Genomic DNA, 26,518 nt, shown 5'->3' on the forward strand with positions numbered 1-26,518 from the left:
TCGGTAAAGAATAAAAGTACAAATTCATAGAATGATATACTCTTATTTTCACCAACAAAATATATTGAAATATACGAAATAAAAAAAGACCTGCTTAGCAGGTCTTTTCCATTTAAAAAACAAAAAAGGAGCATGAAAGCTCCTTTTTTTATCGTCTACGACGGTTACGTAAAAATGCTGGAATATCGATATCATCTGAATCTGAATGACGTTCATGTACAACTGGCTCTTCACGCTTCATTTCACGTTTTACTTCACGTTGTTTTGAAGGTTGAGCTACTGGTTGTTGCTGTTGTTGCGTGTGGTTCGCATTCGGACGAATAATTGGTTTTGGTGGTTGAGTTGCAATGCTATCATCAAAACCAGTTGCAATTACAGTTACAACGATATCATCTTTTAATCCTTCGTTAATAACAGAACCAAAGATCATATTTACTTCTGGATCTGAAGCTGAGGCTACGATATCTGCCGCTTCTTGTACTTCATATAAGCTTAAGTTAGCGCCACCCGTAATATTCATGATAACACCTTGAGCTCCATCAATAGATGTTTCTAGTAATGGACTAGAAATCGCTTTTTTCGCAGCTTCTGCAGCACGATTTTCCCCGTTACCAGAACCAATACCCATTAAAGCAGAACCTCTATTAGACATAATTGTCTTTACGTCTGCAAAGTCTAAATTAATTAAACCTGGCGTTGCAATTAAATCCGAAATACCTTGAACACCTTGACGTAATACGTTATCAGCTTCACGGAATGCTTCTAACATTGGCGTATTTTTATCAACGATCTCTAATAAGCGATCGTTTGGAATTACAATAAGAGTATCTACATTTTCTTTAAATGCTGCAATACCAGATGCTGCTTGCGTTGCACGTTTACGTCCTTCAAAAGTAAATGGACGTGTTACAACACCAACTGTTAAAGCACCTAATTCTTTTGCAACTTGAGCAACAACTGGAGCTGCACCAGTTCCAGTTCCACCGCCCATACCAGCAGTTACGAAGACCATATCCGCACCACGAAGTGCTTCTTGGATCTGTTCTTTACTTTCTTCTGCAGCTTTTTTCCCTACTTCAGGGTTTGCGCCTGCACCAAGTCCACGCGTTAATTTTCCACCAATTTGCATTTTTGTTTCAGCTTTTGATAGATTTAATGCTTGTGCATCAGTGTTCACAGCGATAAAGTCTACACCTTGTACACCGTGTTCAATCATACGGTTTACAGCATTGTTTCCGCCACCGCCGACACCGATAACTTTTATATTCGCTAATTGATCTTGAGTAGTATCAAACTCTAACATGTCGAAATCCCCCTAGAACCTCATTTTTCGTGTCCAATTTTAATCCCATAAATAACGGAATACACGTTTTACTTTTGACATCATACGGTCATCATTTTGATTATTATTGTTTTGATTACGAGTTTTTTGTTTCGCAGGTTGCTGTTGTACCGGCGTTGGTGCTGGTGCTGGTACTGTTTCAAAATGCTCTTGCTTTTCCTGCACATTTTTCCCACGTAATTTAGCTTTTTGATAAGAATGTTTAATTAATCCAACTCCGCTTGTATATTGGGGCTCACGCACACCAATATAATCAGGAGTTGCTACACGAACATTTTCATGTAAAATATCATATGCAAGATCAAGAACACCTGGCATAGAAGCAATTCCGCCAGTTAGTACATAACCAGAAGCCACTTGCTTTACTCCTAACTTACGCACTTCATCTTGAACAAACATTAAAATTTCCTCTACACGAGCCTCTATTATATCCGATAATTCCAACTGAGAATATTGTTCTGTTTGATCACTTCCCATAATAGGAACCGTAAACATCTCTTCTTCAGATGCTGTATCATAAAAAGCATGTCCATATTTCAACTTAATTTGATCTGCATTTTCTGTTGAAGTTTTCAACCCAATTGCAATATCCTTCGTTATATGGTCTCCACCTAATGGTAATACGCTCGTCGCTTGTAACTCTCCGTCTTTAAAAATAGATAAAGTTGTAGATCCTCCCCCCATATCAACAAGGGCTACTCCTCTATTTTTTTCATCTGAAGATATAGCAACTGTTGCAGCCGCTAAAGGTTGAAGACAAATATCAACAATTTCAAGACCTGCTTTTTCTACACAACGAAGTAGGTTATGTAGTAAAGTTCTCGAGCCTGTAATAAGTGTACCTTCCATTTCTAATCTTACACCGATCATCCCGCGTGGATCGTTAATCTCGTCAAGACCGTCTACGATGAACTGTCGAGGTACCACATCAATAAACTCACGTTCTGGAGCAATTGACACAACTTGTGCTGCATCTAGAACGCGTAAGACATCTTCATTCCCGATTTCACGATCTTCATTTGAAACAGCGACTACTCCGTGACAAGGAAGTAGCTGTACCTGGTTTGCATTGACACCTACTACAACTTGCTCAATATGGATTCCCACCATACGCTCAGCTTGTTCAATTGCTTTTTTAATTGATCGAACAGTCTCGTCTATATCAACTATCGATCCCTTCTTTAAACCATTTGATTTTACATTTCCAACACCAATAATGTTTAAGCTGTCATTAACCATTTCACCAATGATGACTTTAACATTGGATGTACCGATGTCAAGACTAACATATATTTCATTGCTGTTCATTCTTTGGCACCTCCTTCTTTATTTATACCATACAACTCAATATATGGAACAACAATCGCAACTTTACTATTTATAAGAAAAATATTCAACGTCTTTATACGTTTCCCTTTTTTAACCCTATATTTTTCTTATTTTTATTTAGCATTCAATTAAGAATATCGCAGTAAACTATGAATAACTGCTTATCTTGAAATAATTCTATTTCGAGTGTAAAGTTTACCGCCAAGTATAAGTCTACACTAAGATGTACTCATAGAAAAGTGAAACTTGTACCAATACTAGTATGAATCTAAGAATTTTTACATATTTTTCATCAAATGAACCATTCTTCTAAATTCGTATGCATATAATAGAACGTTTGTTTTGTTTTTTCTGCTATAAGCAACGAAAACTACCATTCTATTCTTTTTTTTCTTCCGCACCTAATTCTTTCGTATATGCACCTACTTCTAAATCAATTAATACCTTCTTACCTGGCTCAATTGTTTTTAAAATAAGCGGATAGGCTTCCATACGTTTTGCGAAATTTTGAATCGTAGTGCTCACTTCATAACCTTCATTCATATATAAAGTAAGATGATCTTCATTCGCATTCGTTGGAGAATAGCGAATCTCCGAAATAGATTTTAAAATAGCTGGTGTTAATTTTTCTAGTTCAGCGATTAACTCCTTCATTTTCTCTTCTTTAAAAGGTTCGAAAATCGGTGCTGCAACAGGAAGTTTTCCATTAGGTAGTACATCAAGTGTTTTTCCATTCTCTAATAACGGTTGTAATTTTCCCTCTTTATTTATATAACCAATCGTTAAATATTCTTCAATATGAACATCAATCTTGTTTGGAAAACGTTTTTTTACATTTACTGCTTTAATTTCTTTTCGCTTCGTTAAGTTTTCTTCAGCTTTATGTGCTGTCACTCGGAAATAACTTGTATCATATGTCACGCCTGAATCCTTCATTACTTGCTCATCCGTCATATAATGATTTCCAAACACACTAATCTTTTTTATATTACTAAGCGGAGACCGAAAATAAATTAAAAAGAGCACTAATAAAAATAAAATTGATATGTATAAAATCAATCGATGATTAACATTTTTTTTGTTTTTTTTCTTTTGATTTTTCAATTTTGGTACACGATCTTGTAGTTTAATCACTTTACTATTATTCATGTACGATCCCCCTATGTAACATAAATGATAATGAGCGGAACGAATAACCGTTATCTTCCAATGATTTCTACTTCTGTGTGCATATCTACATCAAATTTATCCTTAATTGTATGTTTTATTAATTCAATTAAGGACAATACATCTTGCGCTGAAGCTCCCCCGGTATTAACAATAAAATTGCCATGCATTTGAGAAATTTGAGCTCCACCAATCCTATAACCACGAAGCCCTGCTTTTTCTACTAAATCGCCTGCAAAATGTGGGATTGGATTCCGAAATATACTTCCTGCACACGGGTGATTCCATGGTTGCGTTTCACGGCGGTAATCTTTATTATTTTGCATGCTACGTACAATTTCTTCACGTTTTCCCGCCTGTAATTGAAACTCCGCCTCTAAAACAATACCAGGCCGTTTCGTTTGCAATACAGATGCCCGATAAGAAAACTCCAGTTCTTTATTCGTTAACCAGTCAATTGTACCGTCTTCAAACAGAATGAGAGCCTTCGATAATACACTCGATATATCCGATTTATGTGCACCTGCATTCATATATACTGCACCACCGACACTTCCTGGAATGCCGCTTGCAAACTCCAATCCAGCTAACCCTTGACGACTAAGTAAAGTTGACAATTTAATAAGAGAATATCCACTACCAACTCTTACCTTATGTTTTTCGACCTCTAAGTGATCTAATCCTTCTCCTAAACGAATAACAACACCTTCTATGCCTCGATCAGATACAAGAAGGTTTGAACCGCGCCCAATTACAGTCCACTTCGTTTTGTATTGCTTTACTAACTGTAATGTTTTTTCAATACCGGCTACATGCTTAGGCACAATTAAAATATCCGCTGGTCCACCTATTTTCATAGTTGTATAACGCGCTAACGACTCGTTAACTAAAACACGACCAACGTCTGCTTCTATAAGCTCATTTACTAATTGTTCCATAGACAATCTCCCCCATATTAAGTCTCCTTATGACAATAATATGCAGGGCGTTCACCTAACGTTATCCCTCTATTTACGGGCATTACAGCTCCTAAATCAAAATTCGGCGGTAACAAAGAAGTTAGGCGGTATCGGGATGCCAGTAAACATCCGATTAGTGAAAGGTAATAATCAACGAGAGAGAATCACTCCCCACTGATTAAAGCCTCACTTTATTTTTTTACAAGCTTATTCATTACTTCATACAGCTTATTTGCTGCATCTGGAATACCTAGTTTCTTAGCAGCTAGCTTCATATTTTGTAATGTTTGTGCATCCAATAAAATCTCATCAATATCACGAATAAGTGTTTCAGCTGTTAAATCTTTTTCAAGTAACATTTTTGCCGCTCCTTTATCAACAACTGAACGTGCATTCTTTTCCTGATGATTATTTGTTACGTACGGACTCGGTATTAACACACTTGGTTTTCCTAACGCTGTTAATTCTGCAAGTGTTGTTGCCCCAGCCCTTGAAACAACAAGGTCTACACCAGTTAGTACCTCTGGCATATTATGAATGAACGGCTTAATAATAACATTGTTCGGGTTCCCTTTTTGCTTCACGGCTTCCATCACTTTGTCATAATGTACTTCACCTGTTACATATAGTATTTCGTAGCTTTTGTTCCCAAACTGTTCAATTGCTTCAACGAAGGCATCGTTAATCGGTCTAGCCCCACGACTTCCACCAAATATAAGTACAGACTTTTTAGGAAGAGAAAGCCCAACTGAACGTTTCCCTTTCATTCCATTTTGATCCATTACCTCTGATGCTCGCGGATTACCTGTCATTACCACTTTTGACTCTGGAAAATGCTCTGTAGCTGCTTCAAAACAAACAGCAACTTTATCAACATAACGACTTAAAAATTTGTTCGTTACACCTGGTACACTATTTTGTTCATGTACAATAGTCGGAATACCTAATTTGGCTGCAGCGTATACAACTGGTCCACATACATATCCACCCGTTCCAATTACGATATCCGGATTAAAACGACGAATATATCGTTTACTATCCTGTACACCTTTTAGAAAACGCATTACTGTTTTCACATTATCTAATGATATTTTTCGTTTAAATCCGCTTATAACAATAGATTGAAATGGTATACCTGCTTTTGGAACGATTGTACTCTCTAGTCCATTTTCCGTACCAATATATAAAAATCTTGCTTCTGGATTTAACTTTTTTATTTCTCTAATTAAAGCAAGAGCTGGATAAATATGACCACCAGTACCCCCACCACTCACTAATACACGCACTACTAACTCCTCCGCTTCTCTTTTCTTATTTCCATTATATTTATTTCTATATACATATTGCATTTTTACACACATACGAAAAACCCTGTCTTATAAACAGGGTTTAGTAGCGAGAATGGCGACTTATATTTAATAATACACCTACTGCCATTAACATTAATGTCAAACTTGATCCACCATAACTTAAAAACGGCAAGGTAATACCCGTAACGGGCATCAGTCCTGTTACAACACCAACATTAATCATTACTTGAATCGCAATCATCGCCACAATACCTACTGCTAAAAACGTACCATATAAATCTGGCGCTCCTAATGCGATACGAATCCCGCGCCATAATAATAGACTAAATAATAATAACACAAATGAACCACCAATAAAACCTAATTCCTCGGATAAGATTGCAAATATAAAGTCAGTTTGTGGTTCAGGTAAATAAAGAAATTTTTGTCTACTTTGTCCAAGCCCAAGTCCAAATAATCCACCGGGTCCAATTGCGAGTAATGATTGGATAATTTGAAATCCACTTCCAAGCGGATCTGCCCACGGGTCTAAATATGATGTAATGCGCTTCATTCGATACGGTGCTGATGCGATTAACCCTACAAACCCTGCTACACCAAGCAAACCAAACATCGCAAAGTGAAAGACCCTCGCTCCCGAAATAAATATCATAATGATACATGTCCCAACCATTACCGTTCCTGTCCCAAGGTCTGGCTGTAACATAATCATCCCAAAAGCAAGAAACACAAAACTAAGAGCCGGTAATAAACCACGTTTAAAAGATGTAATCAATTTTTGCCGTTCCGCTAAAAACTTTGCCAAGAAAATAATCATCGCAAACTTCATAAATTCTGACGGTTGAATCGAAAATGCTCCGATCCCAATCCAACTTCGTGCTCCTCCTCGAACAAGACCTACTCCAGGAATAAGAACGAGAATAAGAAGAATGAAGCAAACTAGCAAAATTACTTTTGAATACGTACGCCACACCCAATAATCAATTTTCATAATAAAAAACATAGCTACTACACCAAGACCCGCAAACAGTAATTGTCTTTTGGCAAAAAAGAATGAGTCCCCCATTTTATAAGAGGCCCAAACTGCACTCGCACTATAAACCATAATCATTCCGATTGTCAACAATGAAAGTGTTACGATGATGAGAATAAAATCAGGCGTTTTCTTCATTACCCACAAACACCACCTCTTTAGGCAGAACCTTTTGCCCTATGTAACAAAACATCAGTAGGTGTTAGCCTACTGATGTTTTGATTTACTTTATATAAGTTTATGCACAGCTTGTATAAAAATGTCTCCTCTTTCTTCAAATGTTTTAAATTGATCCCAGCTTGCACACGCTGGAGAAAGAAGAACAACATCATCTTCTTTAGAATGAGCATAAGCTTTCACCACTGCTTCATCTAAAGTATCGACACTTTCAATTATATCTAATCCCGCTTTTTCTGCCGCTCTTACTAGTTTGGGAGCTGTTTGTCCAAATGTTACAATCGCTTTTACATTTTTGAAATACGGAATTAAATCATCGAATTCATTTCCGCGATCAAGCCCACCTGCTAGTAACACAATCGGTTGTGTAAACGCAGATAGTGCTTTCTCAGTCGCTAACATATTCGTTGCTTTTGAATCATTATAAAACTTACGGTTGTTAATCGTTGTTACATATTCTAAACGATGTTTTACACCAGTAAAACGTTTTAACACGACCGTAATTGCTTCATTAGAAGTACCTAATAATTTCGCAATACTCATCGCAGCTAAAATATTTTCTAGATTATGTTGACCAGGTAAAACGATATCACTTACTTCAACAACTTTTTCACCTTTGAAATAAAGAGCGTTATCTTTTATACACGCACCATCTTCAATTTCTTTCGTTGTCGAAAACAGGATTTTTTGACCTTTAGTATCCGCAGATAACTCCATCACATCTGCATCATCCGCATTTATTACACTATAATCGTTTTCTGTTTGGTTTTTAAAAACATTTGCTTTTGCTAAACCATATTCCTTCTTCGTCCCATGGTAATCTAAGTGGGCTTCAAATAAGTTTAAGAACGCTGCAATTTTAGGTTGGAACGATTCTACTCCCATCAATTGGAACGATGAAAGCTCTGTAACTACAACTTCATTTTCTTTTGCATCCTGTGCTACTTCACAAGCTACAGTTCCTATATTCCCTGCAATAACAGGATGCTTTTGCCCTTCTTTTAACATTTCAAATGTCAGCATTGTTGTCGTCGTTTTACCATTAGACCCTGTAATTCCAACAAATGGTGCTTTTGAAATACGATATGCTAATTCAACTTCCGTAACAATTGGAATTTCTTTTTCTTTCGCAGCAACTAATATTGGATTAGAATACGGGATTCCTGGATTTTTAACGACAAGAGAAATATTTCTCTCTAATAATTCTAAAGGATGGCCACCGCATACAACGTCCATTCCTTTTGCTTGTAATTCTGCAGCAAGTACATTGTCTGCTAAAGGCTTTCCGTCATTTACAATGACATTCGCCCCTAATTTTTGCAACAAAGTAGCTGCTGCATAACCACTCTTTGCAATGCCTAATACAAGAATATTTTTATTTTGAAATTCAGTTACAGTTTTCAATTACATCCACACCCCGATATAAATTCCTAACACAGCTAATAAAAATCCTACAGACCAAAACGTTACAACAACGCGCCATTCTGACCAACCACATAATTCATAATGGTGGTGTAATGGACTCATTTTAAAGACACGTTTTCCTGTTGTTTTAAACGAAATAACTTGAATAATAACAGATAAAGTTTCCATTACGAATACTCCACCAATAATTACAAGTAGTAATTCTTGTTTTAATAAAATTGCTACAGCTGCGATAGCTCCACCTAAAGCTAAGGAACCTGTATCCCCCATAAATACTTTTGCTGGATTCGCGTTGAATACTAAAAATCCCAGTACTGCTCCGACAACTGCCATACAGAATATCGCAACTCCAAATTGTTCTTGCGCTACTGCAATAATACTAAATGCTCCAAATGCAATAGCCGCTGTTCCTGATAATAAACCATCTAAACCATCAGTTAAGTTAACCGCATTCGAGCCACCGATTAGCATAAATAGCACAAGTACAAAATACGCCCAACCTAATTCAAACTTAACATCCGTACCTGGAATCATGATATATGTGTGAAATGCTTGCCCTTTTCCAATTAAAAAGAACGCAATAGCAATAACAAGCTGACCTACTAATTTTTGTTTTGATGTTAAACCAAGATTTCTCTTCTTAACTACCTTTATGTAGTCATCTAAAAATCCAATCAATCCATAACCAAATGTCACTAATAATAATAACGAAACCTCTGCACCTAAATGATTAAACTTAATCGCCATAATAAGTGAAGTGACCATCATAGATACATATATGACAATACCGCCCATTGTCGGTGTCCCTGATTTTTTTTGATGTGACTTTGGTCCCTCATCACGAATACTCTGTCCGAACTTTAATTTTCTTAAAAATGGAATAAACAATGGCGAAAGGGCAACAGAAATTAAGAATGCTACCCCAGCCGTTACTAATAAACCTTGCTCAAGCACATGTAGTCCTCCTCTCACGTTGTTACTCTTCGTTGTTTAAACGCCCTGTAATTGCTTCTTTCGCAACTTCACGATCATCAAAATGATGAACTTCTTTACCAATAATTTGATACGTTTCATGACCCTTACCAGCAATAATAATGATATCATCTGCTTTCACATTAGCGATCGCATGGTGTATCGCTTCTTTTCTATCAATAATCACTTCATAATTATTCCCACTTGCACCCTGTACCATATCATCTAAAATAGCCGCTGGATCTTCACTTCTTGGATTATCTGATGTATAAATTGCATGAGTTGCATATTTTGTTGCAACACTTGCCATTATCGGTCTCTTTGTTCGATCCCTATCGCCGCCACAACCAACGATACAATACACATCACCTTTTGCAAATTGTTTTGCAGTTTTTAATACATTTTCTAAACTATCCGGCGTATGCGCGTAATCAACAATAACTGTATAATTTTGTCCGCCATCAACAACTTCAAAACGTCCTGGAACCCCAGCTAGTTCTTTTATAACAGCAATGATTGTTTGTAATTTCACACCCGAAACAAGTCCTGCCGCTGTTGCTGCAAGTACGTTATATACATTGAATTTACCTATTAATTTCATCGTAACATTTACACTTTCATACGGTGTGACAAGCGTAAATGTAGTCCCGCCACTCGTCATAACGATATTTTTTGCCATAATGTCACTTGTTGTATCAATACCATATGTTACAACTGTTGCTGCAGTACTTCTCATATACTCTTCTGTTACATTATCATCGCTATTCAGCACAGCGTACTTTTCACGATTATGATTATAACTATTGCCAAGCTGTGCAAATAGTAACCCTTTTGCATGTTTATATTCTTCCATCGTTTTATGATAATCTAAATGATCTTGTGTTAAATTCGTAAACACCGCTACATCGTAATCACATCCGTGTACACGACCAAGATCTAACGCATGTGACGAAACTTCCATTACCGTGCTGTCCACACCTTGTTCAACCATTTTTGAAAACGTCTGTTGAAGTGTTAGTGCATCTGGTGTTGTATTTTTCACCTCAAATGTTTCATCACCGATTTTCATATTAATCGTCCCAATTAGCCCTGTTTTATGACCATGTGCTCGCATAATCTCATCCATAATATGCGATGTTGTTGTCTTTCCATTTGTACCTGTAATTCCGATTAAATGTAACTTGTGTGTCGGTTGACCATAAAAATAATCAGCTAAAACCGCTAACGAACGAAAAGTATTTTTCACAAGTACAACTGGAACGTCAACATCAATTGGTCTTTCCGCAACAATAGCAGCCGCTCCTTGTGCCGCTGCTTGCTTAGCAAAATCATGGCTATCAACCGTATATCCTTTCATACATACAAATAAGCTTCCTTCTTTCACTTTACGTGAATCAGCTTCTATAGATGTGATTTCTGGATTTTCTTTTGGAACAACTGGAAAATCATGCAAACATGATAAAAGTGTATGCAACTTCATTTCACTAAACCCTCTCTACATTGTTTATTTATCTTTTTTTCAGTAAGCAACACATTACCTCCTATATAAGGAGGTAAGTGCTACTGGCCTATTTATGAATGAGACACTTATTGTCTCACATTAAGTAACTGTTCTATAAAGAACTCACTTCCACCAATTGTACCATAAAACGTACTATGTTACCTTTAATTCCCGAAGTAAATTCTAATTTTTGAGCCTTCTTTTACTTTAGCTCCCGCTTCTGGTGATTGCTTAATTACTTTCTCTCCATCTCCACTTATATCAAGCTGCAAATCGACGAGTTGTGTTTGTAAGTCTTTCTTTTTCATTCCAATTAAATTCGGAACTTCCACAGTTGGTGTATCGCCCCATTTATATTCTTTCTCAACTTGTTCTTTTCTCGGTTTCACTCCCATAACAGGAAGAGCATCTCGAAGGATATTCCCGACAATTGGAGCTGCTACCACTCCACCAAACTGTGTAACCCCTTTTGGATTATCCACAGCAACATACACAACAATCTCTGGATCATCCGCTGGAGCAAATCCGATAAAAGATACAATATAATTATTCTCTAAATATTTACCATCTTTCACCTTTTGAGCAGTACCCGTTTTTCCACCTACACGATATCCATCAATATAAGCTCCTTTACCAGAACCTTTCGCTACAACATTCTCTAATGCATAACGAACTTTTTCTGAAGTTTCCTTGGAAATAACTTTTCTTTTCTCAACAGGTGTCTTTTTACTAACAACTTGATTATTTTTTGGATCAATAAACTCCTTAGCTATATACGGCTGATACAATGTTCCACCATTTACAGCCGCCGCTACAGCTGCTACTTGTTGAATTGGTGTAACAGAAACCCCTTGGCCGAATGAAGTTGTTGCTTGCTCTACTGGACCAACTTTATCTAAATTAAATAAAATCCCACTGCCTTCACCTTGCAAGTCAATTCCAGTCTTCTGCCCAAAACCAAAATTACGAATGTATTTAAATAATCGGTCTTTACCAAGGCGATCACCAAGTTCAATAAATCCCGGGTTACATGAGTTTTGAACGACTTCTAAAAACGTTTGACTGCCATGACCTCCTGCTTTCCAGCATTTCAATCTAGCTCCACCGACTTCAGCTGCTCCATCATCATAAAACGTATCCTTCTCTAAGTCTACTAAATTTTCATTCAATGCTGCAGCTAATGTAATGATCTTAAATGTTGAACCAGGCTCATACGTACTCCACACAGGTAGATTTCTGTTATACACTTCTGGAGAGACACTTTGAAAATCCGCTGGATCAAAACTCGGCCGACTAGACATACCTAAAATTTCACCATTTTTAGGATTCATTGCAATCGCAATCATACCGTCTGGATTATAAGTTGACTCCGCAATATTCATTTCTCTTTCCATAATCCTTGTAATACGCGCATCGATTGTTAATCCTAAATTTAAACCAGCTTCTGGTTTTTTGAAATCATCACCAACATTAGGCATCCTTTGTCCTTTCGCATCTGCAAAAAAACGCACATGACCTTTGTCCCCATTTAGCTCCTTATCATAATATTTTTCTAGTCCCATAAGACCTTGGTTATCGCTACCTGCAAAACCTAATACATGTGATAAAAAATTCCCAAATGGGTAGTACCGGATAGAATCCTCTGCGATATACACGCCCTTCAAACTTAAGCCTCGTACCTCTTTCGCTTTGTCATGTGATATTTTCCTTCCGCCTTTATCTAACCTTACAATCGATTCTTTTTTTGTAATCCTCTTATAAATCTCATCTTTTTCCACACCTAATACTGCAGCTAACTTCTCTGCAGTCTCTGCTGGTTTTTCAATTTGCCTCGGTACAACAAAGACAGTTGGAGCACTTTTATTCGTGGCAAGTTCCACACCATTTCGGTCTAAAATTTTCCCACGTTCGGGTTCAAAAGTAATATTACGACTCCATGAATCTTTCGCACGATCCGTTAACATATTCCCAAGAAAAAATTGCACATATCCAAGACGAATATCGATAATAGTGAAGATAAGTATACCTGATATAAGTATAAAAATAAGTCGTTTTCTAACTGTTACATTTGATACACGCATATCGGAACAAGCCTCCCTTACGCCTAGCTTGTTCCAATATATGCTTGTACTTATTTAATTAGAACTTCTTCTCTTTTACCATTACGGCTTTTCTGCTTCTTGTTGTGGTTCGAGTGGCGGTACGAGTGTGACACCTAATTCTGTACCAGGTTGTAATAATGTTCCTTCCGCCACACTTTGTTCTGTTACGTATCCTGTACCAGAAGGCTTCAAGTTAAGCTGTAATGTCTTCGCTAAATTCATAACATCACGCAGTGCCCATCCTTGTATATTTGGCATTGTAGGCTTATCTCCTACCAAGAAGACTCGGTCGCCTTTCAATGTTTGTTCAGTCGCTTTTGGTACTTGTTGCTGTACTTTCCCTTCACCTAATACGATTGGACGAAGTTTTGCTTTATCAATTGCTTTCCCCGCTTCAGCCATCGTTTTACCAGTTACATCTGGAACAGTAGTTTGTTGCTCTTTCAGATGTTTTTTCGGATCTTTCACTTCATTTGGCTTAATCTTTAAATACTCTAAACTATTTTTTGTTACATATTTAAAAATATCAGCTAAAGGCTGTGCACCGTTCTCATCATCTTTTAATTTTGGCTGTTTTACAGCTACATAAACAACAAGTTGTGGGTCGTCCATTGGTGCCATACCTAAGAATGAGAATATATAATTCTGTCTCCCTGTCATATAGCCGCCTTTTCCATCCGGAATTTGCGCTGTACCTGTTTTACCACCAACTGAATATCCATCAATTTTATAAGCTGTCCCTGTACCTTTCGGAGATGTAACAACACGTTCTAATAACTGTCTTACTTGCGCTGCTGTTTCCTTTGTAACAGGTTTTCCTACTTCTTCTGGCTTATGTTCTAATTTTACTTTCCCTGTTATCGGATCTACAATTTTATCAATTGCATAAGGTTTCATCATTTTCCCATCATTTGCAATAGCTGTTGCAGCTTGTACAAGCTGAATTGGTGTTACAGTGGAACCTTGTCCAAAAGCTGTTGTCACTTGTTGTATTTGCTGATCAAATAAAATTGTATTCGATCCTTCACCTGATAAATCAATGTTCGTTTTTTCATCTAATCCAAAACTATGAATATATTTTCGGAAACGTTCTGGACCAAGTTTTTGATCTCCTAAAATTGCAAACGCTACGTTTGAAGAACGTTCTACCCCTTCATCAAACGTGATAGAGCCCCAACCAGCACCGCCGTTATGATCTTTTATTTTCCTATTTCCGACTTGATATGTCCCGGACTGATAATAATCTTGCCCTTTGTACACACCTTCATTAATAGCTGCCGCTAACGTGAAAATTTTCATTGTTGATCCAGGTTCAAATGCATTGGCAATTGCGTCATTGAAGAAATATTTAATTTGACGATCATTAGGGTCATAACTAGGTTTAGTAGACGTCGCTAATATTTTTCCAGTTTTCGGATCTGCAACAATCCCTATTAAACTTTCTGGTTCATATTGCTTACTTGCTGCTTTCATCGCGTCTTCTAAATAACTTTGGACACGGTGATCAATTGTTAAATACGCGTTATCTCCATTTTTAGGTGCCTTTACATTAACTTTTCCACCATCAAGAGACACACCTTTACGGTCACCTGTATATGCTACTTCTCCGTTAGAAGCACTTAAATATTTATCCAAGCTTTTCTCTATGCCAAATTGACCTACCGAGGTTCCATTCTCATTTGGTTTTGCATGACCTATAACGTAAGATGCGAAATCACCGTTTGGATACACCCTTGCATTTTCTGTAATAAAAGATATTCCCGGCAACTTCAACGCTTCTATTTGTTCCTTCTTTTCTTTCGTCAAATCCTTACCTAACGTTCCAAATTCGACTTGACTTCTACCTTCCTTATTTAAAGAAGCTAAAATATCCTCTTCGCCTTTTCCAAGTACTCCTGCAATTTTCTTTGCAGTATCTTCTTTATTCTCAACAGAGTTAGCACCTTTTAGGGCGGCTACTATTTTATAAGAGTTTGCGTCTTGCGCTAACACATGACCGTTTTGATCATAAATGGTTCCTCTGTTCGCTTCAAGAACTCCTGTTTTACTATGCTTTTGTTTAGCAAGTGCATCTAAATCTTGATTATGAACTGTTCCTGTTGATTGTATGTAAAAAAATCGGGCTAATAACAGCAAAAAGAGCAGGAGGAAAAATATCATAAAATAACCTGCTCCCTTATTGGTATGAAATTTAGTCATATTCTTCTTCATCGTTCCTTCACACCTATTGCCTTATTTGAGGCCTTTCACATTATTCGCATTAATTTCTAGCCCGTGTTTTTTTGCAACTTCAGCGATTCGTTCATAGCGACTTAACTTCTCTACTTCAGCTTGTAATTCTTGATTTTCTTTTTGCTGCTGTACAATTTTTTCTTCTATCGTCGCTGCTTCTACATTAACTTGATAAAGGCCTGCTTTATTTCCAATAAACGCGACACAGGCATACAATAAAAAGCCAATAAACGCTACATACAACAGTTTTTCGATTCTTGTAATTTTCGCTTTAACTTTCGGCTTAACCATCTGCTGTGGGGGCGTTTGAATTTGCACCTCTTCTTGCGCTTGTTGTTTGTACTTTACAGCTAAATTAGTCATACCTCTCTCTCCCTTTTATCGTTTTTCAGCGATTCTCAACTTCGCAGAACGCGCACGATTATTTTCTTCTAGCTCTATATCAGAAGGTAAAATCGGTTTTCTTGTAATAAGCTTTAATTTTGGCTTAAATTCATCAGGAATAATCGGTAATCCTGGCGGCAATTGTGGCGTTGTACTATTTCGCTTAAACGTTGTTTTACAAATACGATCTTCTAATGAATGGAATGTTATAACACTAACTCTTCCACCTGGCTTAACCATCTCAATAGCAGATTCCAATGCTTCTTCAAATACTTTTAATTCATCATTTACAGCTATACGAATTGCCTGAAACACTCGCTTAGCAGGATGCCCACCAGTTCTACGAGCAGGAGCCGGAATACCTTCTTTAATTAGCTCTACTAATTCTCCTGTCGTTTCAATAGCTTTATTCTCACGATAAGCTTCAATTTTTCTTGCAATTTGTTTTGAAAATTTCTCTTCACCGTATTGGAAGAAAATCCTTACAAGTTGTTCATATGACCAACTATTTACAACATCATATGCTGTTAATGGGGCATCTTGATCCATCCGCATATCTAACGGTGCATCATGATGATAACTAAAGCCTCGCTCTGGTGTATCTAATTGTGGGGATGAAACACCTAAATCAAATAAAATACCGTCTACTTCTGTTATACCTATTTCCTGCAGTTTTTCAGCTAAATAGCGGAAGTTACTCTTTACTGTTATAAACTGTTCACCGTATGAAGAGAACTTTTCTTTCGCGTTTTGAATCGCTATCTCATCTTGATCAAACGCTATTAATTTTCCACCTTCAGTTAATTGGGATAATAAATAAGAACTATGTCCTCCTCCCCCCAGTGTACAATCTACATATGTACCATCTGGCTTTATATCTAAGCCGTCTACTGTTTCCTTTAAAAGCACTGTTACGTGTTTAAACATTGTTGCACCTACTCTTTTTCCAATTAATTATGTTGAATGTATCCCTTCCTCTAAACACATCTTTCACGCTTAGAGAATGAAATAATACGAAAGAACGACTCATTTAACTTACCAATAAAGGCAACATACTATACAAATCGCTATTTTCTTTTATTATATACTAAATTTTATCATCTTTTGCGGGAATTTAAATAAAAAACTGTCGAAAAAGCGAATAATACGTTTACATTTTGTGCTATTTTGTCATATATTTAAGTATCCAACACAATTATCACATCTATTTTTTTGATTGATAATTCAGAAAAAAATCACTTCACAGTAAATTCAACGGAATAAAAATAAAATCCTGCTCCAAGGAGCAAGATTTTATAGTTTTATAACATGATGTTTTCCGTCCCAAGAAAAAGGGTTTTCCATTACACGATCAACGAAATCCAAACCAAACTGATTTAAATAATAACATACATTCCACACACGTTCTTGCGGCGCACCTAATGGACGAAGTGCGAATTGTATACGGCGAAATTTATTTAGCTGAACCTCATACTTTTTCTCAACATTTCTTTTCAACATTCTTTCCAGCAGTTCAATTTGTTCATTAATTTTCAATTCGTTTTTCCCTGCAAACGCACTTAACCCCGGCTCTATTTTCTTTACAAATTGCTGTAAAGATGTATGAATATCGGCAATTTCTTTTTTCGCCTTTTCAAAATGATTATCAATCGGTTCCTCTATTTGATTAGACAACCAGTTTTCACGCAGTTTATCGACATCATTTAAAAACGGATCACTTTCTCTCAATTGCAGATCGAATAAATCTGTCGCTATACATCTCTCCACATAAGTAATTGTAAGACGAGGAACGACAGGTGGCATTTGAAAACCGACAGTATGGAATACTTGTTGTAATTCACTCCAATAAGCTAATTCCCCTGGACCTCCAATAAATGCGAGCGTAGGAAATACATACTCTTGCATAAGAGGACGTGTTACAACATTATTACTAAAACGTGCCGGATTTCTCTCCATCTCTTCAATCAACTCTTCGTATGAAAATGAATGCGCCCCATCCTTTCCAACAAACTTACCTTGATGCTCCTCAAGCAATACTCGTTCATTATCTATTTCCATAAATATATGCACTGCATGAGACTTCGTTTCAATAATCGGTTTGTATCCTAGTTCTTTAATTACTTCCTGCTGATTACGAAGGCCCTCTTGTACCTCTTTATACTTACTTATAATTCGCTTAAAAAATGGAATTTCTAACTTTCTTAATTCAGGATGATGTGAATCAACAAGGATTAAACCAGAATTAGCAAAGATTTTCGTAATAAGATGAGCAAAGAAATCTACATACGTATTCGATTTTTCCAAAGCATCATCAACAAATTTTAATACATCCTTTGTAAAATTTGTTTCTGGATATGTTTTAAAAATCTCTTCAATCCAATTTCTACAATCTTCAACAGAAAGTTCAGACTCAGAAGCACTCGCCTTTTTCGGATTACGATCATAAAAAATAGTTTTTTTCATCTTTTTATTTTTCGCTAAAAAAGTATGGTTAATCTCATCCATATCATGGTCTTCACCCGCAATCCAGAAGACAGGGACAACTTTCACCCCTAAACTTTCTTCTTTTTCCTTTGCAAGCTTTAAAATTGAAATAACTTTATGAATTGTATAAAGCGGTCCAGTTAATAACCCCGCTTGTTGTCCAGCTATTACAACATATGTATTTTCATCTCCAAGCGCTTTTACATTTTGAAGTGTAGATTCTCCCGCTTGTAATTTTGTATTATATTCTAATAAATGCGCTACTACATCTTGGCGGAAAAACTCCCTTTCACGCAAATCATGTAAACGCTGTTTAAAAGCATCTTCTGTTAACATATAATCAAAACATGACTGTATCTCTTTTTTACCGTTCATATAGTCCGCTACAACACCTTGTTGCGGAACAGAGATTTCTTTTATCTCCATATAATTCTTCCTTTCGTATCCAGTTCTCTCACCAATCCACATTGTAGTCAATGTTTCACGTAAAAGCAAAGAATAACACTTATACTCTTGTTTCTAACCCTTTTATTGCATCGAACAAAAATTGAAGTGTCGGAACTGGTCGTTGCTGTTTCTTAGCCTCTTCTAATACATATCCAACAATCGCATTAATTTCCGTCTGTCTATTCGCTCTTACATCGGCTAGCATAGAGGATGTATTACGAGACGTTCCTTCACACACATTGCGTACCATTTGCCATACCATCTCTTTTTCTCCTCTAATAAGAAAGGCGACCTCCTGAAACACTTGCTCCATCATTTGATAAAAAAAACGATTCTTGGTTAATTCACCATTCTTAACTCCCAATAACGCCGTCAACGGATTGATACATACATTTACCACTAATTTTTTATGCATAATCTCTTTCCAATCCGTTTCTATTTGAACTGGAAAATAAGACACGGGAAAAGAATGGAATACACTTTCGAAATGTATAGATTGACCACAAACCACTCCAAATTTCGTTACCCCAACTCCAGTATGATGAACGATATGCCCTCCCTCTTTTTTCGCACCATGTTCTACAATACCAACAGCTATATTTTCACACCCTATGTTCAGCATCTTTTGAAGATGTGACATTCCGTTTTGCAAAAAGATTAATGATGCTGCCCCTTCCACAAACGGTAGTATGTCATCTATATGATATTGCTTCACAGCAATAAATATATAATCTAAATTTTGCGCTACCATACTTTCTATCGGTAAAACAGATGGATATACTGTTTCACATGTTCTATCTCTAATACAAGTTACACCTGTTTCATTTAACTCTTCAGCCTGCTTAGCTGTTCTTGTAAACAACGTAACATTTTGATTACTTTTTTGTAAATAAAATGTATACAATAGACCAATAGCACCTGGTCCGACAATTCCAATTTTCATTTTCACACAAGGGATTCACATTAAGCGCCCTTGCCGCCCCCCTTTTTTTATATCTTTTTAAAGTACATGAGCACGCCCTATAATTTCGTTGTCCTCTGCCAAACAAATACACTCTCATTTTTCACTACGTATATACTGCCTATTAATACACTTATACTCTTAGTTTAGCAAATCCTCAAAAAAATAATAAAAGAAATATACTATCTTCTTCATAAAAATAAAAAAATGAGTTATACTATTATTGTAAATATTTTTACTTTTCTGCATTCAACGAGATAAGAAAAGGATGTGATGTAATGGGATTCCCAAAAGTTGAGCGCTTGCTCATCAATTATAAAACGTTAGATGAATTTAAAAAATTTAAAGGGTGCGGAGCCCAAGAACTATCTATGCTGGAAGAATTGCAAGCAAACATTATTGAAAACGACAGTGAATCTCCATTTTACGGTATTTATTATGGCGGATCACTAATTGCACGTATGAGTCTATATATGAAAAGAAACGGCGGAGAACCATTCGAAATTACAGGTCCTTACCTAGAACTTTATAAACTTGAAGTATTACCAACTTTTCAAAAACAAGGATTCGGGCAAATGCTTGTAAATCATGCGAAACAAATGCAATTTCCTATTAAAACGATAGCGCGTATTCATTCATCTGGTTTTTGGGATAAATTAAGTTTCAACCCCGTATCAGTAACTGATGGAGATTTTTATATTTGGCATCCAGAAACAAATTTGAATGCGGTTACAAACGAAGAATCGGCTTAATAAATAAATAAAAAAAACAGCTGTATAACAGCTGTTTTTTATTTCTTAAGCTTCTCTAACTTTTCATTCGAGCGAGCGTTGTTTCTTTCCACTACCATTACACTTCTTTTTTGATCGATATAATCAAGTAATGTTCTATACTCTTCCTCATATACTGATAATCGCTCCAGAAGACGCTCTCTTTCTGTTTGTAATGATTCAACTTGTTGTTGCAACACCGTTAAAGAGTTTTCATCTTTATAATTTTGCAAGAAGTCAATAACATCATTCAACGTAATTGACGTAGGTTCTAACACCTTCGTCTCTTTCACTTCATAATTTTCTACTTTACGAAGTTGCTTTGCTTCCTCAATACGTTCTTTATATTGCTTTCTTACGTAAGAATTCCATCTAAATCCACATGCTGCTGGTGTACGTGATAAATTTTTTCCCACTTCCTTAAAGGCAGAAAGTTGTGTTCCACCTTCTCGAATATGCCGGAGTACTACTTCTGCCAGAAGCAAATCTTCATCATCAGTCCAAGCATCTTGTCTTGTTGTCGCCATCTCTCTAGTCCTCCCTATGCATTTTTTATTAAGCATATGCAGTTACTAGAAAAGATAGAATACAACAACTAAAGATTAAGACAAAAAAAAATAAACGCAGAAGATATCTTCTGCGTTTATTTTCCCGCAATTACTTGCTGATTACTTCTTTACCTTTGTAAGTACCGCATGCTTTACATACACGGTGAGCTAATTTCGCTTCACCACAGCTTGGGCACTCTACCATACCAGGTACTGATAATTTGAAATGCGTACGACGCTTTCTTTTTACTGTTTTAGAAGTTCTTCTAAAAGGTACAGCCATTCTTCCCACCTCCTTAAAAGAAATAGTTATTTTCATATGAAGGCCTGAACCAGTCTTCCGATTATTTGTCAAAAAACTTTGCAAGTCCTGCCAATCTTGGATCAACAGTCTTTTCTTTGTCTTCTTCCGAAATCACTTGCCAGTCTTGACCTTGCGTCGGTGCTCCACCAGAAACATCATCACTGAAAATTTGCATTGGAATCTCCAAAAGTATATTTTCCTTGATTACGGGCAGTAAGTCAAGTACTTCTCCTTCTAAAGAATGAATTTCAGCTTCAGTTTCAAATTCTTCTTGTGAAGTTTGGAACACCTCAGTTGTTTTAATGTCAAATGGTAATGTCACATCTACTAAAGAGCGAGAACATGGTAAAACCATGCTTCCAGTTATATGTAGATGAAACGTAAACTTACCGGAGCCAAAATCAACTCTTCCCATTACATGCACAGGATTAATTTCACGAATATCTTTCTCGACCTCTTTTAGCTCACTTACATCTACCATCTCATCCAATGTCAATCCTTTATTTCTCAATTTATTCAATTGATGGATGGACCATTTCATATCATATCACCTCAAGGCAACAAACAAAATTATAGCTAGCCATTTTATATTTGTCAATGTTTTTTCTTTACACTATAATGAAGTCATCATAGTAAATAATATATAGAGTATCACGTTTTTCAAAAAGATGCTACATCGAAAGGAGAGATTACCATAAAAGCTGGTGGTATTGTTGTTGAATATAACCCTTTTCATAACGGTCATCTTTATCATGTGCAACAGACAAAAAAGTTAACACAATCCGATATAATAATTGCCGTTATGAGTGGTCCTTTTTTACAGCGTGGTGAGCCCGCACTCATTTCCAAATGGTATCGCACTAAAATGGCCTTAGCAAACGGCGTAGACCTTGTTGTAGAGCTTCCATACGTCTTTGCAACACAAAAGGCTGAAACCTTCGCAAATGGTGCTATTTCCATTTTAAATGCCCTACGTGTTTCTGAAATTTGTTTCGGTAGTGAGGATGGACAAATCAAAAACTTTTATAATACCATCTCCGTACAAAAAAACGAAGAAGAGACTTTTAACTGCCTTGTAAAACAATTCATGGACGCTGGTAATAGTTATGCAAAAGCAACATCAGATGCTTTCTCACACATTTTAACATCCGAAAACAACATTGATATGTCACAACCAAATAATATTTTAGGCTTCCAATATATGAAAGCAATTCTGTCACAGAATAGTTCTATACAAGCTCAAACTATACAAAGATTTGCCTCTCATTATCATGATGAAACATTTAATGACCAATATATTGCAAGCGCGACAAGCATCCGAAAACAACTCTTTAGCGAAGAAGGATCATTTACAACAATTGAACCTTTTCTCCCACAGGCAACCACTTCGCTTTTAGCAAATTACAAACAAAACTACGGGATATTACATAATTGGGAACAATACTTTTCATTTTTTAAATATAAACTCATGACGATGTCTCCAGGGGACTTACGACATATATATGAAATAGAAGAAGGTTTAGAGCATCGTATTTTATCAAAAATACAAAACAGTTCCTCCTTCTATTCATTCATGGAAGCATTAAAAACAAAACGTTATACATGGACTAGATTACAAAGAGCTTGTACACACATTTTAACAAACACAACAAAAGAGGAAATACGTAGCGCAAATATAGAACAACACGCACCATATATCCGCCTGTTAGGCATGTCACAAAAAGGACAAACTTATCTTTCAAAAAACAAGAAAAAAATCGAACTTCCAATCCTTACTCATACAAAAACATTTGACCATGCCGCTTTAGATATAGAGAAAAAAGCAAACTCTGTATATTTCTCCATCATGCACGAACCGTTACGCACGCAACTATTAAAACAGGATATAACACACCATCCTATTCGCTATGATGAAACAACTACAAAATTCCTATAAAAAAACCTCTCTATTTGAAGTGAACCCCGAAAACGGGACACCAATCAAAACACCTAAACCACTTGTTCCCTAAATTCTTTAGGGGATAGGTGGTTTAATTTTTCTTGAATTCGCACACAATTGTAGTAATGAATGTATTCTAGCACAATCTTTCGCACAGTTGTGTTGGATACTTTTGTTATCTTTTGTGAATAGAAAGCTTCACTTTTTAAATGACCAAAGAAGCTTTCCATGACGGCATTATCATGGCAATTTCCTCTCCGGGACATGCTGGTGATCATGCCGTTTTCTTTGGCATACGCTTGAAATTCTTTTGCTGTATAAATACTTCCTTGATCCGAGTGAAGAAGGACATCTTTTACTTTTCGCCCTCTCATTGCTTGTTTCAATGTTTTCATCGCTAATGTCAGTGTTTGTGATTCGCTGATGACACAACTAATAATTTCACGATTAAAGGCATCCATGATCGTTGATACATACAAGGTACGCTCTCCAAATAAGAGATACGTCACATCCGTAAACCACTTTTCATTTGGTTTGGATGCATCGAATTGGCGCTCCAATCGATGAGGAGCTACCATTGGTTCCGCACCATTGATATATTTCTTTTTCTTTCGACGCACTTTGGAAAGAATATGATTTTGTCTCATGATTCGTAATACTTTTTTATGATTGACACACAGTCCCATTTTTCGAAGAGTAGCGGTCACTCTTCGATATCCATACCGGAATTTATGCCTAAGACAGACGTCCTTTACTTTTTCTTCTATATCATCTTTCAGATCTTCCGTTCGTTGTAACCAACGATAAAATGTAGAACGGGGTAATTCTAATACGTTACACAAGTCTTTTACCGTTATTTTTGTTTGTACATTTCTCCATAAAGTAACTACAGTTTCTGGTTTCAGCCCCTTTCGATTTCCAGATACTTTCCCCATACAAGTAATTTTGTTTTTAGATGTTTATTTTCTAAACGTAGCTGTTCTAATTCACTGAGCTCTTTTGGTCCTTTTCCATAAGAATATTGTTTTCCTACAGGTTGTTGAAAACGGTACGTTTGATCGGTACGATACCACTTCATCCACGTCTTAATTTGGGAAACATTTTTAATTCCAAGCTTCTCCATAATTGTCCGATTGGAATATCCATCCTTTTTCATTTCAATCACTTTCCACTTTACTTCTTCTGGGTAATGAACTCTTGTCTTCAAACGAAAAACACCTCCAATGAATTTGCATACTTAGTATGCGAATTCAGGAGGTGTTTTTTTCATGTACCACTATTCGGGTTCACTTCATTTTCAGAGAGGTTTTTTCCTTATCCATCTTTTCTAAATATGTTAACGCATCATCCAGCGTATCCACTGGTATAATTTTCATTTTTGTTTTAATATCCTTTGCAGTCTCAAGTGCATCTTTATAGTTCGATTTCTCCGCACCTTTTTCATTTGGCGCAAAGAACACTTCAGCCCCGGCATCGCTAGCAGCCACCACTTTTTGATTTATACCACCAATTGGGCCCACTTCTCCTTTTTCATTAATTGTACCTGTTCCAGCTATCTCATGTCCTTTTGTTAAGTCTTCTTCCACAAGTTGATTATATATTTCTAATGTAAACATTAAACCTGCGGATGGTCCACCAATTTCATGAGAATTAATTTTCACTTTCGGATCGACCACTAATTCTCTTTCCGTAACGATAGAAACACCTATACCGACACGTCCATTTCCATTAGGAATCGTCTTTACATTTAAATTTTCTTTCAATTGTTTTCCATTTCTCATGTACTCAATACTTACAGCATCGCTTTCTTTTTTCCCAGTCATATATTCAATAAATTGCTCCGTCTTTTCAAATGTTTTTCCGTCAACAGCTATAATAACATCACCAAGCTTAAGCTTTCCTTCTGACGGCATTCCTTTTGCCACACCAGCAACTAATACACCTTTATTTTCAAAAGAAACAGAGCGATTTGCACGTTTATATGCATTATAAATTGCGGCATTTTGTGAATCTTTCATCGCATAATTTTGGCGAAATTGATATTCTTCATCACTCTCACCTTTTTGCAATATTTCTTCCGCTTTCGAAATATGTGTATATTTATTAAACTGTGCCGCTATTAAATTCACCACATTTGCTGGCCCCATTGAAACCGTAACAAGCATAAAATCACCAGATTCTTTCGTTCCACCCTCAACTTGAACGTAAGGCTCTAATTTGGCAGCCATTCCTGGTTTTGTTACATAATACGGTAAACGTACGTAAACAAGTAACATCGCCAATATAACCCCTATTAAGATTGCATATATAAACCGAAAACGCTTAAACATTATGTTTCTCCTTCCACTGCTCAATTAATAAATAAATATTTGAAACATGTTTTTCCGCTTCTACTTCTCCAACTCGAATAATGTCTTCAATGTTCGTAAAAGCACGTGAACTAAATTGCTCTACAGCTGGTCGCATCATTAAATCCGATGCAATTTGCCGATTCATTACAAGCTCATGCTGCATAATTTCAATACTTTGCATGATTACGTCATAAATGGACGTAACATCTCCATTCACCTTAATTGGAGATACATCAACAGCGATAACAATATCGGCCCCTAACTCTTTCACAACCGATACTGGGATACGATCAATAACTCCACCATCCACTAATAATCGTCCATCTATTTTTTCTGGTACAAACACTCCAGGAACAGATATGCTAGCCCTCACCGCATCTGCAACTGGCCCACTTGTAAAAACCACTTTTTCCCCCTTCAGTATGTCAGTAGCCACAACAGCCGTCGGGATATCTAACTCTTCTAAATTTTTATTATATGTAAACATTTTAATCATATCTTTGACACGTTTTCCAGCAATAAATCCCATTTTTGGTACCGTGAAATCTAAATAATACTTCCGCTTAAAAACAGATGCCAATTTATACAATCTTTCAACGTTACTACTTGCCGCATAAAACGTACCTATTAGCGCCCCCATACTACTTCCTGCAATCATATGAATAGGGATATCCGCTTCCCTTAAAACCTTTATTACACCAATATGAGCAAACCCTTTCGCTCCTCCAGACCCAAGCGCTAAACCAATCTTTGGTTCTTTCATTTTTCTCACCCTTTAATT

23 protein-coding genes are annotated in these 26,518 nt (G+C 36.5%); 2 read left to right on the forward strand and 21 right to left on the reverse strand.

What is annotated here, in order from left to right:
• Positions 1 to 148: 148 nt before the first annotated feature.
• From ftsZ to panE, 15 genes are all read right to left on the reverse strand, one after another.
• A complete protein-coding gene (ftsZ, locus tag BCG9842_RS19430) occupies positions 149 to 1,303 on the reverse strand; it encodes a cell division protein FtsZ (protein WP_000888984.1) in 1,155 nt (384 codons plus the stop codon).
• A 39-nt stretch (positions 1,304 to 1,342) separates the two neighbouring features.
• Positions 1,343 to 2,650, reverse strand: coding sequence for a cell division protein FtsA (gene ftsA, locus BCG9842_RS19435; RefSeq protein WP_001087559.1), 1,308 nt, complete (start codon positions 2,648 to 2,650; stop codon positions 1,343 to 1,345).
• A 399-nt stretch (positions 2,651 to 3,049) separates the two neighbouring features.
• A complete protein-coding gene (gene divIB / locus BCG9842_RS19440; protein WP_001065791.1) occupies positions 3,050 to 3,820 on the reverse strand; it encodes a cell division protein DivIB in 771 nt (256 codons plus the stop codon).
• 50 nt (positions 3,821 to 3,870) lie between these two features.
• Positions 3,871 to 4,776 carry a UDP-N-acetylmuramate dehydrogenase gene (murB, locus tag BCG9842_RS19445; RefSeq protein WP_000437031.1) on the reverse strand — a complete coding sequence of 302 codons (906 nt, stop codon included), beginning with the start codon at positions 4,774 to 4,776 and terminating at the stop codon, positions 3,871 to 3,873.
• A 212-nt stretch (positions 4,777 to 4,988) separates the two neighbouring features.
• On the reverse strand, positions 4,989 to 6,083 hold the full coding sequence (gene murG, locus BCG9842_RS19450; RefSeq protein WP_014894899.1) for an undecaprenyldiphospho-muramoylpentapeptide beta-N-acetylglucosaminyltransferase: 1,095 nt from the start codon (positions 6,081 to 6,083) through the stop codon (positions 4,989 to 4,991).
• Positions 6,084 to 6,186: 103 nt separating this feature from the next.
• Positions 6,187 to 7,278 (reverse strand): stage V sporulation protein E, encoded by a 1,092-nt coding sequence (gene spoVE, locus BCG9842_RS19455; RefSeq protein ID WP_000753521.1) that lies wholly within the window; start codon positions 7,276 to 7,278, stop codon positions 6,187 to 6,189.
• 90 nt (positions 7,279 to 7,368) lie between these two features.
• Positions 7,369 to 8,721 (reverse strand): UDP-N-acetylmuramoyl-L-alanine--D-glutamate ligase, encoded by a 1,353-nt coding sequence (murD, locus tag BCG9842_RS19460; RefSeq protein ID WP_000860096.1) that lies wholly within the window; start codon positions 8,719 to 8,721, stop codon positions 7,369 to 7,371.
• Positions 8,722 to 9,696 (reverse strand): phospho-N-acetylmuramoyl-pentapeptide-transferase, encoded by a 975-nt coding sequence (mraY, locus tag BCG9842_RS19465; RefSeq protein ID WP_000893058.1) that lies wholly within the window; start codon positions 9,694 to 9,696, stop codon positions 8,722 to 8,724. It lies immediately after the preceding gene.
• 22 nt (positions 9,697 to 9,718) lie between these two features.
• The gene (gene murE, locus BCG9842_RS19470; protein ID WP_000766291.1) at positions 9,719 to 11,194 is read right to left on the reverse strand and encodes a UDP-N-acetylmuramoyl-L-alanyl-D-glutamate--2,6-diaminopimelate ligase; all 1,476 of its coding nucleotides are present in this window, start codon (positions 11,192 to 11,194) and stop codon (positions 9,719 to 9,721) included.
• Between the two features lie 185 nt (positions 11,195 to 11,379).
• A complete protein-coding gene (locus BCG9842_RS19475) occupies positions 11,380 to 13,296 on the reverse strand; it encodes a stage V sporulation protein D (protein ID WP_001266235.1) in 1,917 nt (638 codons plus the stop codon).
• 81 nt (positions 13,297 to 13,377) lie between these two features.
• Positions 13,378 to 15,528: a penicillin-binding protein gene (locus tag BCG9842_RS19480; protein ID WP_000739962.1), complete on the reverse strand. Its 2,151-nt coding sequence runs from the start codon at positions 15,526 to 15,528 to the stop codon at positions 13,378 to 13,380.
• 21 nt (positions 15,529 to 15,549) lie between these two features.
• Positions 15,550 to 15,912 carry a cell division protein FtsL gene (gene ftsL / locus BCG9842_RS19485; protein ID WP_000182806.1) on the reverse strand — a complete coding sequence of 121 codons (363 nt, stop codon included), beginning with the start codon at positions 15,910 to 15,912 and terminating at the stop codon, positions 15,550 to 15,552.
• Positions 15,913 to 15,927: 15 nt separating this feature from the next.
• Entirely contained in the window at positions 15,928 to 16,860 is a 933-nt protein-coding gene (gene rsmH / locus BCG9842_RS19490) for a 16S rRNA (cytosine(1402)-N(4))-methyltransferase RsmH (protein ID WP_000472508.1), read from the reverse strand.
• 366 nt (positions 16,861 to 17,226) lie between these two features.
• Positions 17,227 to 18,843 (reverse strand): bacillithiol biosynthesis cysteine-adding enzyme BshC, encoded by a 1,617-nt coding sequence (bshC, locus tag BCG9842_RS19495; protein ID WP_000403044.1) that lies wholly within the window; start codon positions 18,841 to 18,843, stop codon positions 17,227 to 17,229.
• Positions 18,844 to 18,922: 79 nt separating this feature from the next.
• Complete coding sequence (panE, locus tag BCG9842_RS19500; RefSeq protein WP_002082267.1) at positions 18,923 to 19,807, reverse strand: 2-dehydropantoate 2-reductase; 885 nt, start codon at positions 19,805 to 19,807, stop codon at positions 18,923 to 18,925.
• 296 nt (positions 19,808 to 20,103) lie between these two features.
• On the opposite strand from panE, the gene BCG9842_RS19505 reads away from it, so the two are divergent.
• Positions 20,104 to 20,577 (forward strand): N-acetyltransferase, encoded by a 474-nt coding sequence (locus BCG9842_RS19505; RefSeq protein ID WP_000506698.1) that lies wholly within the window; start codon positions 20,104 to 20,106, stop codon positions 20,575 to 20,577.
• A 38-nt stretch (positions 20,578 to 20,615) separates the two neighbouring features.
• On the opposite strand, the gene BCG9842_RS19510 is transcribed toward BCG9842_RS19505, so the two are convergent.
• The 3 genes from BCG9842_RS19510 to BCG9842_RS19520 all read right to left on the reverse strand — a co-directional run bounded on the left by BCG9842_RS19510 (position 20,616) and on the right by BCG9842_RS19520 (position 21,988).
• The gene (locus tag BCG9842_RS19510; RefSeq protein WP_000246470.1) at positions 20,616 to 21,122 is read right to left on the reverse strand and encodes an RsfA family transcriptional regulator; all 507 of its coding nucleotides are present in this window, start codon (positions 21,120 to 21,122) and stop codon (positions 20,616 to 20,618) included.
• Positions 21,123 to 21,252: 130 nt separating this feature from the next.
• Positions 21,253 to 21,426 carry a 50S ribosomal protein L32 gene (gene rpmF, locus BCG9842_RS19515; protein WP_001984764.1) on the reverse strand — a complete coding sequence of 58 codons (174 nt, stop codon included), beginning with the start codon at positions 21,424 to 21,426 and terminating at the stop codon, positions 21,253 to 21,255.
• Positions 21,427 to 21,487: 61 nt separating this feature from the next.
• Entirely contained in the window at positions 21,488 to 21,988 is a 501-nt protein-coding gene (locus tag BCG9842_RS19520) for a YceD family protein (protein ID WP_000872137.1), read from the reverse strand.
• A 213-nt stretch (positions 21,989 to 22,201) separates the two neighbouring features.
• Between BCG9842_RS19520 and BCG9842_RS19525 the strand changes: the two genes are divergently transcribed.
• Complete coding sequence (locus tag BCG9842_RS19525) at positions 22,202 to 23,383, forward strand: nucleotidyltransferase (RefSeq protein ID WP_003307657.1); 1,182 nt, start codon at positions 22,202 to 22,204, stop codon at positions 23,381 to 23,383.
• 53 nt (positions 23,384 to 23,436) lie between these two features.
• Here the strand turns inward: BCG9842_RS19525 and BCG9842_RS19530 are convergent.
• From BCG9842_RS19530 to BCG9842_RS19545, 3 genes are all read right to left on the reverse strand, one after another.
• Positions 23,437 to 24,593 (reverse strand): IS3-like element ISBt2 family transposase gene (locus BCG9842_RS19530; protein WP_085960238.1). Its coding sequence is split into 2 segments (ribosomal slippage): positions 23,437 to 24,341 and positions 24,341 to 24,593, totalling 1,158 coding nucleotides; the frame shifts between segments, so codons are not numbered across the junction.
• 79 nt (positions 24,594 to 24,672) lie between these two features.
• Complete coding sequence (locus tag BCG9842_RS19540; RefSeq protein ID WP_000476297.1) at positions 24,673 to 25,716, reverse strand: SepM family pheromone-processing serine protease; 1,044 nt, start codon at positions 25,714 to 25,716, stop codon at positions 24,673 to 24,675.
• Positions 25,709 to 26,500 (reverse strand): patatin-like phospholipase family protein, encoded by a 792-nt coding sequence (locus BCG9842_RS19545; RefSeq protein ID WP_000662584.1) that lies wholly within the window; start codon positions 26,498 to 26,500, stop codon positions 25,709 to 25,711. Before BCG9842_RS19545 ends, BCG9842_RS19540 begins: the two co-directional genes overlap by 8 nt.
• Between the last annotated feature and the right edge of the window lie 18 nt (positions 26,501 to 26,518).

The organism is Bacillus cereus G9842 (assembly GCF_000021305.1).
GTDB lineage: Bacteria > Bacillota > Bacilli > Bacillales > Bacillaceae_G > Bacillus_A > Bacillus_A thuringiensis_S.